This window comes from Azospirillum fermentarium, assembly GCF_025961205.1.
Classification (GTDB): Bacteria; Pseudomonadota; Alphaproteobacteria; order Azospirillales; family Azospirillaceae; genus Azospirillum; species Azospirillum fermentarium.
In genome coordinates this window covers 108,622-128,458 of the sequence record NZ_JAOQNH010000003.1, presented here as the reverse complement: position 1 = coordinate 128,458, position 19,837 = coordinate 108,622, and the positions used below count along the sequence as shown (strand labels likewise).

3 protein-coding genes are annotated in these 19,837 nt (G+C 73.0%); all 3 read left to right on the top strand.

Annotated features, from left to right (window positions below; translation table 11 throughout):
* Positions 1-10 precede the first annotated feature (10 nt).
* Genes M2352_RS20875 through M2352_RS20865 form a run of 3 tightly spaced genes read left to right on the top strand, consistent with a single transcriptional unit; the run spans position 11 to position 19,835 of the window.
* Positions 11-5,614 (top strand): type I polyketide synthase, encoded by a 5,604-nt coding sequence (locus M2352_RS20875; protein ID WP_264666459.1) that lies wholly within the window; start codon positions 11-13, stop codon positions 5,612-5,614.
* The gene (locus tag M2352_RS20870; protein WP_264666458.1) at positions 5,611-10,356 is read left to right on the top strand and encodes a type I polyketide synthase; all 4,746 of its coding nucleotides are present in this window, start codon (positions 5,611-5,613) and stop codon (positions 10,354-10,356) included. The genes M2352_RS20875 and M2352_RS20870 overlap by 4 nt, the downstream gene beginning before the upstream one ends.
* The gene (locus M2352_RS20865) at positions 10,353-19,835 is read left to right on the top strand and encodes a non-ribosomal peptide synthetase/type I polyketide synthase (protein WP_264666457.1); all 9,483 of its coding nucleotides are present in this window, start codon (positions 10,353-10,355) and stop codon (positions 19,833-19,835) included. Before M2352_RS20870 ends, M2352_RS20865 begins: the two co-directional genes overlap by 4 nt.
* Positions 19,836-19,837 lie beyond the last annotated feature (2 nt).

Genomic DNA, 19,837 nt, shown 5'->3' with positions numbered 1-19,837 from the left:
GCAGGCGGGCATGGCGGCAGCGGCACATTCAGACCGGGAAGAAGCCTATAAGCAGGCGTTGCTCAAGGCCAAGGCCGCGATCCGCCAACTGGTGGACGAGAACGCCGCCCTGCGCAAGCGGGACGCCATCGCGGTGGTCGGCATGGCCTGCCGCTTCCCCGGCGGGGCCAACGACACGGGCGCGTTCTGGCAACTCCTGAACGACGGGGTGGACGCCATCGCCGCGGTGCCGGCGGACCGCTGGCCGGCGGACCGCCATCTGTCGGCCGATCCCGACGCGCCGGGCAAGATGGTCACGGCGCGCGGCGGCTTTCTCGATGTGCCGGTCGGCGATTTCGACGCCGGCTTCTTCGGCATCACCCCGCGGGAGGCGCGCGCCCTCGACCCCCAGCACCGGCTGATCCTGGAATTGGGGTGGGAAGCGCTGGAGGATGCCTGCCTCGACCCCACAGCGCTGAAGCACAGCCGCACCGGCGTGTTCGTCGGCATCTCCAGCGACGATTACGTCCAGGCCCACCGCCATTCCGGGCGGCCCGAGGCGATCGACGCCTATTCCATGACCGGCAGCACCTTCAGCACCGCGGTGGGGCGGCTGTCGTACGTGCTGGGGCTGCACGGGCCGGCGCTGGCGGTGGACACGGCGTGCTCGTCGTCGCTGGTGGCGCTGCATCTGGCCAGCCGCAGCCTGCGGTCGGGGGAATCCGACATGGCGCTGGTGGGCGGGGTCAACCTGATCCTGTCGCCGGAATCCCACATCTGCTTTTCCAAGCTGCGCGCCATTTCGCCCGAGGGGAAATGCCGGACCTTCGACGCGGCGGCGGACGGCTATGTCCGCGGCGAGGGCTGCGGCTTCGTGGTGCTGAAGCGGCTGGATGACGCGGTGCGCGACGGCAACCGCATCCTGGCGGTGGTCAAGGGCACCGCCGTCAACCAGGACGGCCGCACCAACGGGCTGGCCGCCCCCAACGGCACCGCGCAGCAGGCGGTGGTGCGCGAGGCGCTGCGGGACGCCGGCCTGACCCCCGGCGACGTGGATTACGTGGAAGCCCACGGCACCGGCACCCTGCTGGGCGACCCCATCGAGGCCGAAGCGCTGGGGGCGGTGTTCGGCACCGCGCGGGACGCGCCGCTGCGCATCGGGTCGGTCAAGACCAACATCGGCCATCTGGAAGCCGCGGCGGGCATGGCCGGGCTGATCAAGCTGATCCTGGCGCTGCGGCACGAGACGCTGCCGGCCTCCCTCCACTTCCGCACCCCCAACCCGCACATCGCGTGGGACGCCATGGCGCTGCGGGTGGTGGGGGAACGCGCATCCTGGCCGCGGCGGGACCAGCGCCCGCGGGTGGCCGGGCTGAGTTCCTTCGGCTTCAGCGGCACCAACGCCCACATCGTCGTGGAGGAACCGCCGCCGGCTCCCGCCCGCGGTGAGGACACGGCGGACGCCGGCACCCACCTGCTGTGCCTGTCGGCCCGCAACGAGGGGGGCCTGCGCGATCTGGCCGCCCGCACCCGTGCCGTCCTGGCCGATGCCGCCTTGTCCGATACCGATCTCGGCGACCTGTGCTATTCCGCCGCCGCCGGGCGCCGCCACCTGTCCCGCCGTCTGGCGGTGGAGGGGGGGAGCGCCGAGGCCCTGCGCGCCGGCCTGGATGCCTTTCTGGAGGGCCGCGCGGACCCGTCCGCCGACACCGGCAACGCCGACGACGGTGTGGGGCCGGGGGTGGCGTTCCTGTTCACCGGCCAAGGCGCGCAGTACGCCGGCATGGGCCACGGCCTCTACCGCACCCAGCCGGTGTTCCGCGACGCGGTTGACCGTTGCGACGCGCTGCTGCGCCCACGGCTCGGCCTGTCGCTGGCGGAGCGGATGTTCTCCGGTGACGAGGGCGCGCTGACGCCCACGGGGTTGGCCCAGCCGGCCCTGTTCGTCCTGGAATACGCGCTGGCCCAGCTTTGGGAATCGTGGGGCATCCGCCCGCAGTTCCTGATCGGGCACAGCGTCGGGGAATACGCCGCCGCCTGCCTGGCCGGGGTCTTCAGTCTGGAGGACGGGCTGACCCTGATCGCCGAGCGCGGGCGGCTGATGCAGGCGCTGCCGGCGGGCGGCGCCATGGCCGCGGTGTTCGCCGATGCCGATACCGTCACGGCGGCCCTGGCCCCCCATGCCGGTCAGGTGGACATCGCCGCTGTCAACGGCCCGGCCCACACCGTGGTGTCCGGCACCGCGGACGCGGTGGACCGCCTGAGCGCCGCCCTGGCGGCGGGCGGGGTGCGGGTGGTGCGGCTGACCGTTTCCCACGCCTTCCATTCGCACCGGATGGACCCGATGCTGGCGGAATTCGAACAGGTGGTCCGCCGGGTCACCCTGTCGCCGCCGCGCATCCCGCTGGTGTCGAACCTGACGGGCGGCCTCATCGGGGCCGAGATCGCCACCCCGCGCTATTGGGTGGATCACGTCCGCCGCCCCGTCGCCTTTGCCGCCGGCATGGCGGCGCTGGAGCGGGCGGGGGTGCGCACCTTCGTCGAGGTGGGGCCGCAGCCGGTCCTGCTGGGCATGGCGCGTCAGTGTTTCGATCCCGAGAACGGGGCGTGGCTGCCCAGCCTGAAGCGCGGCGTCCCCGATGCGGCGGTGCTGCACCGTGCCCTGGGCGCGCTCCACACCCAAGGCGCGACGGTGGACTGGGCCGCGGTGCACGCCGGGCGCGGCCGCCGCTGGACCAGCCTGCCCCACTACCCGTTCCAGCGCACCCGCCACTGGGTGGACAATCCGCGGCTGGGCGGTGGGAGCGCCCCGGTGGTGGCGGCCCGCCCCGCCCCCCTGCTGGACCGCATGGTGCGTTCGCCGCTGCTGGACGCGGTGCTGTTCGAGACGCGCTACGGCGTGGCCGAGATCCCGCTGCTGGACGAGCACCGCATCTTCGGCGCGGTGGTGGTGTCGGGCGCCTCCCTGATTTCCATGATTCTGGACGCGGCGGTGACGGCGTTCGGGGATGGGGCCGTCCGCCTGTCCGATCTGGTGCTGCATCAGGCGCTGGTGATCCCCGAGGACGGCTCGCGGCTGGTCCATCTGGCCTTCACCCCCAACGGTGACGGCACCGCCTTCCGGCTGGTCAGCATGGACGCCGCCGGCGACCCGGCCACCCAGACGGTCCACGTCTCCGGCACGCTCAGCCGCGACGGGCGCGATTCCGCCGCCCCCCACACCTTGGCCACCCTGGACGGCGCGTGGGAGCGGCTGGAAACCGCGCTGTCGGGGGAGGAGGTGCGGGCCGCCCACCGGCACCGTCACATCGTCCTCGGCCCCAGCTATGTCTGGCTGGAGTCCATGCGGCTCGACCCGCGGGAATCGGTGGGGCGCCTGCGCCCGCCGGCCACCGAGCCGCCGCTGGACATCGCCGGCACCCGGATGCATCCGGGGTTGATCGATTCCTGGCTCAGCCTGCTGGCCGCCATGGTGGGGATCGACGGCGACAGGCCGCTGGTGCCCTTCGCCGTTGGCCGCTTCACCCTGCTGCACCCGCCGGGGGATGGGCCGCTGACCGCCTATGCCCGCCGCCGGGAACTGCCGCAGGCGCCGGGACGCATGGTCGGCGACATGTGGCTGCTGGACGCCGACGGCACCCTGGTCGCCGAATGCCTGGGCCTGGAAGGGCGGCAGACGACGCTGGAAGCGCTGCTGCGCCGCCCGGCCAAGGACCACACCGGATCGTGGCTCCACCGGATCGACTGGGCCGAGGCCGAGACGCCCGCCGCCGGGGCCGGCGACGTGCCGTGGCTGGTCTTCGCGGACCAAGGCGGACAGGGTGACGCGCTGGCCGCCCACCGCGCGGCCCACGGGATGCGCACCGTCCGCGTGACGCCGGGAACCGCGTTCGAGCGGCTGGACGATACCCAGTACCGCATCGACCCGCGCAAGCCCGAAGATATGGCCGCCCTGCTGGACGCGGCGTTCCCCGGACAGGCGGCCTTCCGCATCGCCTATCTCTGGGGCCTGGACGCCCGCAGCGCAGAGGCCGCGGCGCTGGAGTCCGCCATCGCCGGGGCCTGCGTTCCCTTCCTCCACCTCGTCGCCGCCGCCGCGCGGCGGGGGGCAGACGCCCCGGCGCTGGCCGTGGTCACCCGCGGGGCGTGGGATGCGGAACCGGCGCAGGCCCCCCTGTCCGGTCTGGCCCGCACCGCCGCACTGGAGCACCCGGAACTGCGGGTGCGCGTGATCGACCTCGACCCTCACGGCGATGCCCCGCCCACCGAGGCGCTGGTGCGCGACCTGGGCGCCGACGACGGTGAGGAACGGGTGTCCTACCGCGGCGGCAGCCGGCGCGTGGCGCGGCTGGTGCGGATGGCGCCGCCCGCGGCCACAGGCCCGCTGCCGGTGCGGGCGGACGGCGCCTATCTGATCCTGGGGGGCCTGGGGGGCCTGGGGCGTTTCATGGCCCGCCGGCTGGTGGCCCGCGGCGCCCGCGACCTGACGCTGGTCAGCCGCAGCGCCGCCGGGACGGACGCCGCGGCGTTCGTGGACGAACTGCGCGCCACCGGCGCCACGGTGCGGCTCTGCCGCGCCGATCTGGCGGTGGGGGCGGAGGTGGCGGCGGCCATCGCCGCAGCAACGTCCGACCGGCCCCTGGCCGGCGTGGTCCACGCCGCCGGGGTGCTGGACGACGGCGTTCTGCTGCATCTGGACGCCGCCCGCCTGTCGCACGCCCTGGCGGCCAAGACGGTGGGGCTGGCCCATCTGCACGAGCAGACCCGCGGCCTGCCGCTGGATTTCTTCATCGGCTTCTCGTCCATGACCGCGCTGACCGGATCGTCGGCGCAAGGGGCCTATGTCGCCGCCAACAGCTACATGGACGCGCTGATGCAGGCCCGCCGGGGACAGGGTCTGCCGGGTCTCAGCGTCGGCTGGGGACCGTGGGCGCAGGCCGGCATGGCCGCCCGGCTCGATGACCGCCAGAGCCAGCGGCTGGCCCGCCAGGGCATCGCCGCCCTGCCGCCGGACGAGGCGCTCGACGCGCTGGAGCGGGTGGCGGCGGGCGCCCCCGCCCACATCGGCATCATGAACGTGGACTGGCCGGCGTTCTTCCGGCAGGCACCGGGGGCGGTGGACCATCCGCTGTTCGCCGCCCTGCGGCCCCCGCCGGACCAGACCCCGGCAAAGACCGCCGGGGCCGCCGGCTGGACCCCGCGTCTGCTCCAGGCGCCGCCCGCGTCCCGGCGCACGCTGCTGGCCGGGCTGATCCGTGACGAGATCGTCCGGGTGGTGGGCGGGACCAGCGGTGCGCCCATCGCCCCGCGCCAGCCGCTGTTCGATCTGGGGCTGGATTCGCTGATGGCGGTGGACCTGCGCACCCGGCTGGCCGCCGCCCTGGGCTGCCCGCTGGCGACCACGCTGCTGTTCGACCATCCCACGCTGGAAACGCTGACCGAGCATCTGATGACCGCCGTTCCCGGCCTGGACGCCGATGCGGCGCCGGAACCCGCCGTGGGCACGGCCCCCGCGGCGGCAGCGGCGGCGACCGTGGAGGAATCGGATCTGGACGATCTGTCGGACGCCGAGCTTGAGGCCATGCTGGCCGAACGGCTCGGGCTGGCGGTGGAAGAGGGAGGACGGCGGGCATGAGCACGGGTGACAAGACCACCGACAACCGCACCCTGATCCGGCAGGCGCTGCTGAAGATCGACGAACTGCAAGCCAAGCTGAACGCCAGCGAGGCGAAACAGCGCGAACCCATCGCCATCGTCGGCATGGGCTGCCGCTTCCCCGGCGGCGGTGACGGGCCGCACACCTTTTGGCCGCTGCTGCATGAGGGCCGCGACGCCATCGCCGAGGTGCCGGCCAGCCGCTGGGACATCGATGCCTATTACGACCCCGATCCCGACGCGCCGGGCAAGATGGTGCAGCGGTCGGGCGGGTTCCTCGACGGCATCGACCGTTTCGACCCGCATTTCTTCGGCATCTCCCCTCGCGAGGCCGCGTCCATGGACCCGCAGCAGCGGCTGTTGCTGGAGGTGGCGTGGGAAGCGCTGGAGGATGCCGGCATCCCGGCGGATAGCCTGTACCGCAGCCCCACGGGCGTGTTCATCGGCATCATGGGGCAGGATTTCGGCCAGCGCCTGTTCGCGCCCAGCCGTCACGCCCGCCTCGATGCTTATGCCGGCACCGGCACGTCGCCGGGCATGATCGCCGGGCGGCTGTCCTATTGCTTCGGGCTGACCGGGCCGTGCTTCGCGCTCGACACCGCCTGTTCCTCGTCGCTGGTGGCGCTGCATCTGGCGTGCGACAGCCTGCGGCGGGGGGAATGCACGCTGGCGCTGACCGGCGGCGTGAACCTGATCCTGGAACCGGGCCTGAGCATCAATTTCTCCAAGGCGCGGATGCTGGCGCCCGACGGGCGGTGCAAGACCTTCGACGCCGCGGCGGACGGCTATGTCCGCGGCGAGGGCTGCGGCGTGCTGGTGCTGAAGCGGCTGACCGACGCGCTGGCCGACGGCGACCGGGTGCTGGCGGTGGTCCGCGGGTCCGCCGTCAATCAGGACGGCCCCAGCGGCGGCTTGACCGTACCCAGCGGGCCGGCGCAGGAACAGGTGATCCGGCAGGCACTGGCCAACGCCGGGGTTTCCCCCGCCGCGGTGTCGTATGTGGAGGCGCACGGCACCGGCACGGCGCTGGGCGACCCCATCGAACTGGGGGCGCTGGACCGGGTGTTCGGCGCCGGGCACACGCCCGACCGCCCCCTCTATGTGGGATCGGTCAAGACCAATCTGGGCCATCTGGAGGCCGCCGCCGGGGTGGCCGGCGTCATCAAGGTGGTGTCGGCCCTGCGCCGCGGCTGCCTGCCGCCGCACCGGAACTGCACCACCCCCACCCCGCGTTTCCCGTGGGCCGACAAGCCCCTGCGCGTGGTGCAGGGACCGGTGCCGTGGCCCCGTGGGCCTGAGCCGCGCATCGCCGGGGTCAGCAGCTTCGGCTTCAGCGGCACCAACGCCCATATCGTGATCGCCGAGGCGCCGGACACCCCCGCGGTGCCCGAAACCGGCACCGCCGCGCCGTGGCTGCTGCCGCTGAGCGCCCGCTCCCCCGAGGCGCTGGCCGCGGTGGCGGGGCGCTACCACGCCCACCTGCGCGCCAACCCCGGCATCGCACCGGCGGATCTGTGCGCCGCGGTGGCGCGGGGCCGCGCCCACCTGCCCCACCGGCTGGCGGTGGTGGCCGACAGCGCCGATGCGTTCGCCGACGCGCTGGAGCACGCTGCCCAGGGCCGCCCCGCCCCCGCCGTCATCACCCGCGGGACCGCGGACACCGGGGTGCCGCCGCTGGCCTTCCTCTTCACCGGCCAAGGCGCGCAGTACCCCGGCATGGGCCGGCATCTCTATGACACGCAGCCGGTGTTCCGCGCGGCACTGGACCGTTGCGCCGCCCTGCTGGCCGCCCACACCGACATCGCGCTCATCGATCTGCTGTCCGACGACACCGGGCGGCTGGACCAGACCGGCAACACCCAGCCGGCGCTGTTCTGCCTGGAATACGCGCTGTACGAACTGTGGGCGTCGCTGGGCGTGCGGCCCGATGCGGTGCTGGGGCACAGCGTGGGTGAGTATGTGGCCGCCTGTGCCGCCGGGGTCTTCAGCCTTGAGGACGGCATCCGCCTGATCGCCGCGCGGGCGCGGCTGATGCAGGCCCTGCCCGCCGGGGGCGCCATGGCCTCGGTCACGGCGGACGGGAACCGGGTGGCGCGCGCCATCGCCGGCATCCCCGCCCTGTCCATCGCCGCCCTGAACGGGCCGGACCAGACGGTGATCGCCGGGGACGCGGCGGCGCTGCGGCGGGTGCTCGACACCCTGCGGGCCGAGGGCGTCCACGGGCGGGAACTGACCGTTTCCCACGCCTTCCACTCCCCGCTGATGGACCCGATGCTGGACGCCTTTGCCGCGGTGGCGGCGACGGTGACGTTCCATCCCCCCGCCCTGCCCCTGGTATCCAACGTCACCGGCCAGCCGGCGGGCGACGAGATCACCCGGCCCGATTACTGGGTCCGCCACGTGCGCGACGCGGTGCGCTTTGCCGACGGTGTGGCGGCGCTGCAGGATCTGGGCTGCCGCGCGTTCGTGGAGATCGGGCCGGACCCGGTGCTGTGCGGGCTGGCCCGCCGCTGCCTGCCCGACGGTGCGGTGCTGGTCCCCAGCCTGCGGCGGACCGACCCGGCCCGCTTCACCCGCGCGGTGGGCGAGCTGTACGTCCAGGGGGCGGCCATCGGCTGGAACGCGGTGTACCCGAATCGCCCGCCCCATCTGGACCTGCCCACATACCCGTTCCAGCGCAAACGCTTTTGGTTCGACGATGGCGAGCCGGCCCCCGCCCTGATGACGGCGGACGGGGCGGAGGCGGTGTTGCAGCGCCTCGCCGCCGCCGGCAGCCTGACGGCGGAGGAGCTGGCGCTGGCGCCGAAGCTGATCGCGCTCCTGACCCGGCGGCCCGCCGCGGCGGACGACGATCATGGCCTCTGCTACCGGCTGGCGTGGCGGGAAAAGCCGCTGGCCGCCGCGGTTCCGCCCACGGGCGGGGCGTGGCTGGTGCTGGGGGGCGAGGGCGCGCCCGACGTGGCGGCGGCGTTCCGCGCGGCGGGACGGCGCTGCTTCGCCGCCACCCTTGGCCGGCGCTTCGCCGCCACCGGCGACGGTGCCTGGACGCTCACCAACAGCGACGAGGACATGCGCCACCTGTTCGCCGCCCTGGCGCCGGAGGGAGCGGCGGAAGGCGTACTGGACGGCGTGGTCTTCCTGTGGCCGGAGGCCGGCGACGGCGGCGACGCCGGGCTGATGGCGGCGGTGCGGCTGGTCCGCGCGCTGACCGGCCTGACCGTGCCCCCCCGCCTGTGGCTGGTGACCGAGGCGGCGACGGAGGCCGGCGACGGCACCCCCGCATCCCCGTGGCCGGCGCTGCTGTGGGGGTTCGGGCGCACGCTGTTTTTGGAACACCCGGCGCTGAAGGGCGGGCTGATCGACGTGGAACCGTGGGCCGGTGCCGACGACCGCGCCGCCCTGGCCCGCGCCATCCTGGCCGCGGACGGGGAGGATGCCGCGGCGCTGCGCGGCGGCACCCGCTACGTTCCCCGGCTGGAGGCCACGGACCCGCCGCCGGCCCGCACCGTCACGCTGGACCGCGGCGGCGCCTATCTGGTGACCGGCGGGCTGGGGGCCTTGGGGCTGCGGGTGGCCGGGCTGCTGGCCAAGGCCGGCGCCGGGCTGCTGGTGCTGATGGGCCGCCGGGGGGCCGCCGGGGTTGATGGCGGGGTGCTGGCCGCGCTGGAGGCCGCGGGCGCGCGGGTGATGGTGGCCGCCGCCGATTGCGCCGATGAAGCATCCGTGCGCGGCGTGCTGGCGGACATCGCCGGCAGCGGCTTCACGCTCAAGGGCATCGTCCACGCCGCCGGGGCCGCCACGCCCCAGAACATTCTCGACCTGACGCCCGAAAGCCTGCGGGCCGGGCTGGCGGCCAAGGTGGACGGGGCGTGGGTGCTGCACCAGCTGACCCAGGACATGACCTTGGATTTCTGCGTCTCCTTCTCCTCCGTCTCCCCGGTCATGGGCACGGCGCAGCAGGGGGTCTATACCGCGGCCAACGCCTTCCTCGACGCGCTGGCGGCCCACCGCCGCGGGCTGGGGCTGGCGGCCGCGTCCATCGGCTGGGGGCCGTGGGACGGCGGCGGGCTGGCCGGCGGCGACGCCACCCGGCTGATCGCCGCCACCGGCTTCAAGCCGCTGGCCCCGGACCGGGCCATCGCCCTGTTCGGGCGGTTTCTGGCCGCCGGGGCCGGTTCGGCCATCGTCGCCGACGCCGACTGGCAGCGCCTGCGCAACGTGTTCGAGGCGCGCAGCCGGCTGCCGGTGCTGGAGGGGCTGGGCACGCCCGCGGCCCGCGAACCGGCGGTGGCGGCGGAGCGGGAACGGCTGGCCGCCCTGCCGGCGCGCGACCGCGGCGACGCGCTCATCGCCTTCCTCCAGGACCAGATCCGCGCGGTGCTGCGGTTCGAGCCGGGGTTCCCGGTGGACCCCCGCCGCGGCTTCTTCGACATGGGGCTGGATTCCCTGACCGCGGCGGAGCTGAAGCAGCGCATCGACACCCAGCTCGGCTGTGCGCTGCCGTCGTCGGCGGTGTTCGACCATCCCAACATCACCGCCTTGGCCGGCTGCGTCCTGGGTCTGGTCTTCCCCGAGGCGCCGAAGGCCGAACCGGCCCCCGCCCCGGCCCCGAAGAAGGCCGCCCCGCCGGACGCCGACGTCCAGAGCTTCACCGACAGCGAGCTTGCCGCGCTCATCGACGATGAACTGGCTGCACTGACCAACGAAGGATGGGCGCCATGACCACTCCCCCACCTGACGAGATGACGCCGCTGCAAAAGGCGGTCGTCGCCATCCGGCAGTTGCGTGAAAAGGTCAGCCATCTGGAGCAGGCCGCCGCCGAACCCATCGCCGTGGTCGGCATCGGCTGCCGCATGCCGGGCGCCCACGGTGCCGACGCGTTCTGGGAGATCCTGCGCGACGGGCAGGACATGGTGACCGAGATCCCGGCGGACCGCTGGGACACCGCCGCCCATTACGACCCGACACCGGGCACGCCGGGCAAGACCTATGCCCGCCACGGCGGGTTCCTCCGCGATGTGGACCGTTTCGACGCCACCTTCTTCGGCATCTCGGCCCGCGAGGCGGAGGGGATGGACCCGCAACAGCGCGTGCTGCTGGAAGTGGCGTGGGAGGCGCTGGAAGACGCCGGCCTGATCCCCGAACAGTTGGCCGGCAGCGCCACCGGCGTGTTCGTCGGCGTCACCGCGTCCGACTATGGTCTTTTGCAGGTCGAGCACGCGGATGACGATTACAACAACCCCTATTTCAACACCGGCACGCCGCTGAACGGCTGCGCCGGGCGGCTGTCGTACGTGCTGGGGTTCCAGGGGCCGTGCCTGGCGGTGGATACGGCGTGCTCGTCGTCGCTGTCGGCCATCCATCTGGCGTGCGCCAGCCTGCGCGCCGGGGAATGCGCGCAGGCCCTGGCCGGGGGCGTCAACCTGATCCTGTCGCCCAAGCTTTATGTAACGCTGGCCGCCGCCGGGATGCTGGCGCCCGACGGGCGGTGCAAGACCTTCGATGCCGCAGCCGACGGCTATGTCCGCGGCGAGGGCTGCGGGCTGGTGGTGCTGAAGCGCTACCGCGACGCGGTGGCGGCGGGCGACCGCATCCTGGCGCTGATCCGCGCCTCGGCGGTCAACCAGGACGGGGCCAGCAGCGGTTTCACTGTTCCCAACGGCATCGCCCAGCAGCGGCTGATCCGGCAGGTGCTGGGCAAGGCCGGGCTGTCCCCCGCCGACATCGACTATGTGGAAGCCCACGGCACCGGCACGTCGCTGGGCGACGTGATCGAGGTGCAGGCCCTGGGCACCGTGCTGGGGCAGGCGGCGGGGCGGGACCGCCCGCTGCTGCTGGGGTCGGTCAAATCCAACATCGGCCATCTGGAATCCGCCGCCGGGGTCGCCGGTCTCATCAAGCTGATTCAGGCGTTGCGGCACGACACCCTGCCCCCCACGCTGCACGTCACCCAGCCGAACCCGAATTTGGCGTGGGAAACGCTGAACGTGGCCCCGGTGCGCGCCGCCACCCCGTGGCCGCGGGGCGACCGGCCCCGGCGCGCGGGCCTGAGTTCCTTCGGCGCCACCGGCAGCAACGCCCATCTGATCGTGGAAGAGGCCCCGGCGGCGGCGCCGCCCGCCGCCCCCGCCGCCCAGCGCCCGGTTCACATCCTGGCCCTGTCGGCCAAGACGCCCGCCGCCCTGACAGCGCTGGCGGAGTCGTACGAGACCCTTTCCCGCAGCCCCGCGGCCCCCGCCCTGGCCGATGCCTGCCACGGTGCCGCCACCGCGCGCAGTCCTTTCCCCCGCCGCGCCGCCCTGTGTGCCGGCGATTGGGAACAGGCGCGCGGCCAGCTTGCCGCCCTGCGCGAGGGCCGTGCCGCACCGGGGCTGGTGGTGGGGCGGGAGCCGGTGTCCGCGCCGTTCCGCCCGGTCTTCCTGTTCAGCGGCCAGGGCGCGCTTCAGGCCGGGGCCGGGCGCGGCCTGTTCGACACCCACCCCACCTTCCGCGAAGCGCTGGAGCGCTGTGCCGACGCCGTGGCGCCGCTGCTGGACCGGCCCCTGCTGGCGGCGCTCTATCCCGAAACGCCCGACGACGAACGGCTGCTGGAACGCGCCATTTATGCCCAGCCGGCGCTGTTCTCGCTGCAATACGCCCTGGCCGCCCTGTGGCGGTCGTGGGGGGTGGAGCCGGCGGCGGTGCTGGGCCACAGCCTGGGCGAATATTGCGCCGCCTGCGTCGCCGGTGCCGTCAGCCTGGAGGACGGGCTGCGGCTGGTGACGGAGCGGGCACGCCTGATGGACACGCTGCCGGCGGCGGGCGCCATGGCCGCCGTGTTCGCCGACGCCCCGCGGGTGGAGGCGGCGCTGACCGGGCACACCGATGCCCTGTCCATCGCCGTCATCAACGGGCCGGGCAACACGGTGATTTCCGGCGATGCCGCCGCGCTGGCCGACGTGCTGGCGCTGCTGACGGCGGAGGGCATATCGTCCACGCCGCTGGCCGTGACCCACGCCTTCCATTCCCCGGTGATGGACCCGATCCTGGGGGATTTCGAGCGCTTCGCCGCCACCGTCGCCCACCAGCCGGCCACCCTGCCCATGGCGCTGAACCTGACCGGCGGCTTTGTGCCCGCCGGCGGGGCGGTTCTGGATGCCGCATACTGGCGCCGCCACTGCCGCGAGCCGGTGCTGTTCGGCGATGGCCTGGGCGCCCTGCTCGGCCAGGGCTACCGCCATTTCATCGAGATCGGGGCCGGCACGGTCCTGACCCAACTGGGCCGGCGGCGGGAGCCGTCGGCGGTGTGGCTGCCGTCGCTGGCGCCGCCGCGCGACGATTGGCCGGTGCTGGGCGCCAGCGTGGCCGAAGCCTACGTCCGCGGGGCCGCCATCGACTGGGCGGCGTTCGACGCCCCCTTCGCCCCCACCCGCGCGCCCGTTCCAACCTACCCCTTCCAGCGCAAGTCGCATTGGTTTGCCACGACAGGATCGACCATGGACAACAATCAAGCCGCCGCGGTGCCGACCCAAGACAGCCGGAAGATCCAGCACGATGCGGTTCTGGCCAAGCTGCTGACCATCATCGCCGCCATGATGCGCGTGGAACCGGGCGACATCGACATCCATGCCTCGTTCCTGGAGATGGGGGCGGATTCGCTGGTGCTGGTGGAAGCCATGCGGCTGATCGACGACAATTTCGGCGTCAAGCTGCAGATGCGCCAGTTCTTCGAGGACGTGACCTCCATCGCCGCCCTGGCCGACCATCTGGTGGACCGCTCCACCTTCGGCCTGACCCCGCCGCCCGCGGCCCAGCCCATTGCCCAGCCCGCTCCCCAGACGGTGGCGCCGCAGCCGGTGGCGGCACCCGCCCCGGCGCCCGCGCCGGTTCCGGTTGCCGCCGCCCCCGTGCAGGCCGCCCCCGTGGCGGTGGTGAGCGCGCCCGTGGCCCCCGCCCCGGTGGCGGTCCGTCCGGTGGTGGGCGGCACGGCGCTGGAACAGCTTCTGCTGGCCCAGACGCAGGTGCTGAGCCAGCAGCTGGCGCTGTTGCAGGGCGCGGCCCTGGCGGCCCCCGCCGTGGCAGCGCAGCCGTCGGGTGAAACCGCGTTACAGGCCCAGCCCACGGCGGTGCTGCCCGCGTTACAGCCGCCGCGCTCGGTCCCGCCGCCAACACCCGCGGCCCAGCCCGCCGCCGCCGCTCAAGCGCCGCCCAAGGCCGAGGACCGCTCGTCGCCGCTGCGCGCACTGGCCAACCCGGTGTCGCTGGAGCCGACGGGCAAGAACCCGCGCCAGGACCAGCACCTCGCCTCGCTGATCGAGCGGTATCTCAGCCGCACCCCGCGGTCGAAGGAACTGGCGCAGGCGTGCCGGGCCGGGCTGGCCGACAGCCGGGCCAGCGTCGGTTTCCGCTTCTCCACCAAGGAGATCCTCTATCCCATCACCGGGGCGGAGGCGCTGGGGTCGCACCTGCGCGACATCGACGGCAACGACTACATCGACCTGACCATGGGCTTCGGGGTGCTGCTGTTCGGCAACCGCCCCGGTTTCATGAAGGGCGTGATCGAGGCGGAGGTGGGGCGCGGCTTCCAGCTCGGGCCCCGCTCCGACCTGCTGAAGGAGGTGACCGACCTCTTCCTGGAGATGACCGGGCACGAGCGGGTCGCCTTCACCAATTCGGGCACCGAGGCGGTGATGACCGCCCTGCGTCTGGCCCGTGCGGCCACCGGGCGGTCGAAGATCGCCATGTTCGACGGCTCGTACCACGGCCATTCCGACGGCACGCTGGCCCGCACCATCCAGGCCAACGGCGAATTCCGCTCCGAACCGCTGGCACCCGGCGTGCCGGCGGGGGTGGCGTCGGACGTGCTGGTGCTGGAATACGGCACCGACGAAAGCCTGGAGATCCTGCGACGCCACGCCCATGAACTGGCCGCCGTGCTGGTGGAGCCGGTGCAGAGCCGCCGCCCCGATTTCCGCCCGGTGGAGTTCCTGCACACGCTGCGCGCGCTGACCGAGGAAAGCGGCACCGCGCTGGTCTTCGACGAGATGATCACCGGCTTCCGCGCCCACCAGGGCGGGGCGCAGGCGCTGTTCGGCGTGCGCGCCGACATCGCCACCTATGGCAAGATCATCGGCGGCGGCATGCCCATCGGCGCCGTGGCCGGCACGCGCCGGTTCCTCGACGGCATCGACGGCGGCTATTGGGCCTATGGCGATGCCTCCTACCCCGCGGCACCGCGGACGTATTTCGGCGGCACCTTCTGCCAGCACCCCTTCACCATGGCCGCGGCCCTGGCGGCACTGCGCCATCTGAAGGCCGAGGGGCCGGCGCTGCAGGAACGGCTGAACCAGCGCACCACCGACCTCGCCAACACCCTCAACGCCTATTTCGAGGGCGAGGGGCTGCCGCTGCGCGTCACCCACTTCGCGTCCATGTTCCGGCTGGTGTTCCAGGGCAATCTGGACATCCTCTATTACCACCTGCTGCTGCGCGGCGTGTACATCTGGGAATGGCGCAACTGCTTCCTGTCCACCGCCCACACCGACGACGATCTGGCCCATTTCGTCAAGGCGATCAAGGACAGCGTGGACGACCTGCGCCAGGGCGGATTCCTGCCCGAACGCCGGGGCGGCACCACCCCGGCGCAACCGACCGCCGCGGCACCGGCCCCGGCGGCGGCGTGCAGCAAAGCCGCAAGCCCGGCCCGCGCCACGTCGCCCGCCATCGCCCGCACCGCCCCCTTGGACAGCGGCAAGCCCGAGGGGTTCTGGGCGCGCCACCGTTCCAAGCTGGGCCACAACGACACGGTGGCCGGTGACGCCCGGCACCACCCGGTCCGCCAGGGTGCACGCACGGTGGATTTCGGGCTGTTCTTCTTCGGCCCCTATTCCGCCGCCTTCAGCGACGGCAAGTACGACCTGATCATGGAAGGCGCGCATTTCGCCGACCGCGAGGGCTTCTCGGCCATCTGGCTGCCCGAACGGCATTTCCACGAATTCGGCGGCTTCTCCCCCAACCCGTCGGTGGTGGCCGCCGCCCTGGCCCGCGAAACCCACAAGGTGCAGCTTCGCTCCGGTGCGGTGGTGGCCCCGCTGCACGACCCCATCCGCGTGGCGGAGGAATGGTCGGTGGTGGACAACCTGTCCCGCGGGCGGGTGGGCGTGGGCTTCGCGTCGGGCTGGCACGCCAACGACTTCGTGTTCTCGCCCGAGACCTACGAGGACCGGCGCGAGGTCACGTTCGAACGGATCGAGACCGTCCGCCGCCTGTGGCGGGGGGAAAAGATCAACCGGCGCGGCGGCCAGAACAGCGCGGTCGAACTGGCCATCTACCCCCGGCCCAAGCAGGCCGAACTGCCCACGTGGCTGGCCATCGTCAACAACCCCGACACCTACCGCCGGGCGGGGGCCGCGGGCATCGGCGTGCTGACCAACCTGATGGGGCAGTCGCTGGAGGATCTGGCGGAGAACATCGCCATCTACCGGCAGGCGCGGGCCGACAACGGCCTGGATCCCGCCGCCGGCAACGTGTCGGTGCTGATCCACACCTATCTCGATGCCGACGCCGACCGGGCCATCGCCACGGCGCGCCAGCCCCTGTGCGACTATCTGCTGTCGGGCATCGGGCTGTTCCAGCGCATGGCGCAGATCGACCGCAACGCGGTGGACATCAACCGGCTGACGGCGGACGACAAGAACTTCCTCGTCAACAAGGCGTACGACACCTACGTCGGCTCCAGCGCCCTGATCGGCTCGCCCGAGACCTGCGCGCCCATCGTGGAGCGTCTGAACGACATCGGCGTGGACGAGATCTCGTGCTTCGTGGATTTCGGCGTCGATCCCGCCGCGGTGCTGGCCGGGCTGCCCAGCCTGAACGCCCTGCGCCGCCGGTTCCAGCCGGACACCGCGGCGGAAACCGCCCCGGTGGTCGTCACCACCGCCGGGGGCACGCTGTCCGCCGAGCCGCCGGAACCGATGGGCGAGGCGCAGAAGCAGTTGTGGGTTCTGGCGCAGTTGAGCGCCGACGGTTCCCGCGCCTACAACGACCCCGCCGCCCTGCTGCTGGAGGGGGATCTCGACGCGGCGGCGCTCGACCGCGCCATCGCCCGCGTGGTGGCCCGGCACGAGGCGCTGCGCACCACCTTCGACGAGGCGGGCGAGCACCAGATCATCCACCCCGCGGCCCTGACCGGCCTGACCACCGTCGATCTGTCGGGGGAGGATGATCCCCAGGCGCGGCTGACCGAGCGGCTGGCCGCCCACACCCGCGACCGCTTCGATTTCGTCAATGGGCCGCTGTTCGTCCCGTACCTCTACCGGCTGGCGGCGGACCGGCACGTGCTGTTCCTCCAGGCCCATCACATCGGCAGCGACGGCCCGGCCATGGGCATCGTGCTGAACGAGGCGCTGGCCTGTTACGAGGCCGAGCGCGCCGGCACCGAACCGGCCCTGCCCACGCCCCTGCCCTACCGCGATTTCGTGCGCTGGCAGCGGGAGCAGGAGAACAGCGACGCCATGGCCCGGCACGAGGCCTATTGGCTGGAGCGTTTCGCCACGCCGGTGCCGCCGCTGGATCTGCCGTCCGACCGGCCCCGGCCCGCGGTCAAGACCTATGACGGTGCCCGCCTGTGGACCGAGCTTCCGGGCAGCCTGATCGACGGGGTGAAGACGCTGGGCCGCGCCCACGGCAGCACCGTCTATATGGTGCTGCTGGCCGCCTATTCCGCCCTGCTGCACCGGCTGGGCGAGCAGGACCGGATCGTCGTCGGCTGCCCCTATGCCGGGCGCAGCGGGCTGACCGGCGGGGAGGCGCTGGTGGGCTATTGCGTCCATCTGCTGCCGGTGCTCAGCACCGTGACGGCGGACACGCCGTTCGGCGCGCATCTGAAGACCATCCGCAGCACGCTGCTGGATGCTTTCGACCACCAGGATTACCCGTTCGCCCGGCTGATCGACAAGCTGGGGCACAAGCGCGACAGCAGCCGCGCGCCGCTGCTGGGCGTGGTGTTCAACCTGGAACGGGACGGCGGACGGCAGGCCATCGCCGGGCTGGAGGTGGACTCCTACCGCCTGCCGGTGGGCTTCACCGGGGTGGACCTGACGCTGACCGTCTATCTGCGCGACGACGGCGCGTCCATCGCCTGCGACTACAACACCGGCCTGTTCGACGCCGCCACCGTCGAGGGGCTGCTGGACCAGTACCGCACCCTGCTGGAATCGGTCACCGCCGATCCGGGTCAGCCGGTGGCCGCCGTCCCGCTGCTGAGCGGCCCCGCCCTTGAGCGCGTGCTGGTGGAGTGGAACGCCGCCCCGGCGGCGGCCCCCGCCGCCCGCTTCACCGATCTGTGGGCCGACGCGGTGGCCCGCCATCCCCACCGGGTGGCGCTGATCGAGGAAGGGGCCGAGGGCGCAGACGGCGACGTCTGCCTGACCTATGCCGAGCTGGACCGGCGGGCCAACCGTCTGGCCCACCGGCTGCAACGGCTGGGGGTCGGCCCCGACCGACGGGTGGGGGTGTGCCTGGAACGGTCGTGGCCGCTGCTGGTGGCCATGCTGGCGACGCTGAAGGCCGGCGGCGCCTTCGTGCCGCTGGACCCGGCCTATCCCGCCGCGCGCCTGGCGCTGATGATGCAGGACGCGCAGATCGCCGTGCTGCTGACCCGCGAGGGGTTGGCGGGCACCCTGCCCGACGCGCCCGGCCCGGTGTGCCGGGTGGACGCCGATTGGCCCGATATCGCGGGGGAACCGGCGACGGCCCCGGTGACCGCCACCCTGCCCGGCCATCTGGCGTACGTGATCTACACCTCCGGGTCCACCGGCAAGCCCAAGGGGGTGATGATCTCCCACCACGGCATGGTGAACTACCTGCAATGGGCCGTGGGCGATTACGCAGGCGGCGAGGGCGACGGCGCCCCGGTTCTGGGGTCCATCGGCTTCGACGCCACCCTGACCAGCCTGTTCGTGCCGCTGCTGGCCGGCGCGTCCGTGGTCATGCTGGCCGGCGCCAGCGAGCTGGAAGCGCTGACGTCCCTGCGGCGCTCGGCACGGCGGTTCAACTTCGTCAAGGTGACCCCGGCGCATCTGGAACTGCTCAACACCATGTTCGACGGCGCCCCGCCCGCCGGACTGGCCCGCCATCTGGTGCTGGGGGGGGAGGCGCTGACCGCCACCGCCATCAACCCGTGGCTGGCGGACGGCACCGTCCGCGCGGTCAACGAATACGGCCCCACCGAAACCGTGGTCGGGTGCTGCGTCCAGGGCGCCACGGCGCCGGTTGCGGCGGGGGTGATGCCCATCGGGCGGCCCATCGCCGGCACCCGCCTGCATGTGCTGGACCGCCATCTCCAGCCGGTGCCGCCGGGCATGGCGGGGGAGCTTTACATCGGCGGGGCCGGGCTGGCCCGCGGCTATCTGGGCCGCGGCGACCTGACCGCCGGGGCCTTCGTCCCCGATCCCTTCACCCGGCAGGGTGAACGGCTCTACAGGACCGGCGACCGCGCCCGCTATCTGCCGGACGGCACGCTGACCTACCTGGGCCGCATGGACCGGCAGATCAAGCTGCACGGCTTCCGCATCGAACTGGGCGAGATCGAGGGCGTGCTGGGCGGCCTGCCCGAGGTGGGCGAGGCCGTGGTGCTTCTGCGCGAGGATCAGCCGGGGCATCCGTATCTCGCCGCCTATGTCCGCCCCGCCCAGCCGGCGGAAGACGACAGCGCCCTGGCCGACGCCCTGCGCCGGGCGCTGAAGGACCGGCTGCCGGCCCACATGGTGCCGGCAGCACTGGTGGTGGTGGCGCAGATGCCGCTGACCGGTAACGGCAAGATCGACCGCGCCCGCCTGCCGGTGCCGGAACAGACCCGCGGTGGCACGGCCGATACCTATCTGCCGGCCCGCACCGACGTGGAACAGGAACTGGCCGGCATCTGGCAGGAGGTGCTGGGAATCGAGCGGGTCGGGGTTCACGACAACTTCTTCGACCTGGGCGGCGATTCCTTCCTGCTGCTTCAGGTGTGCTCGCGGCTCGACCACCTGATGGACCGCGACGCGGTGGTGATCGCCTTCTTCAAGCATCCCACCGTCGCCTCCCTGGCCCAGTACCTGAGCGATGCCCAGGGACAGGGCGAGGGGGCGGCCCCCGATTACGGCCGCATCAAGACCCGCGCCGACCAGCAACGCACCGCCGCCCGCCAGTCCGCGGCCCGGCGCAGACGGCAGCACGCCTGAGG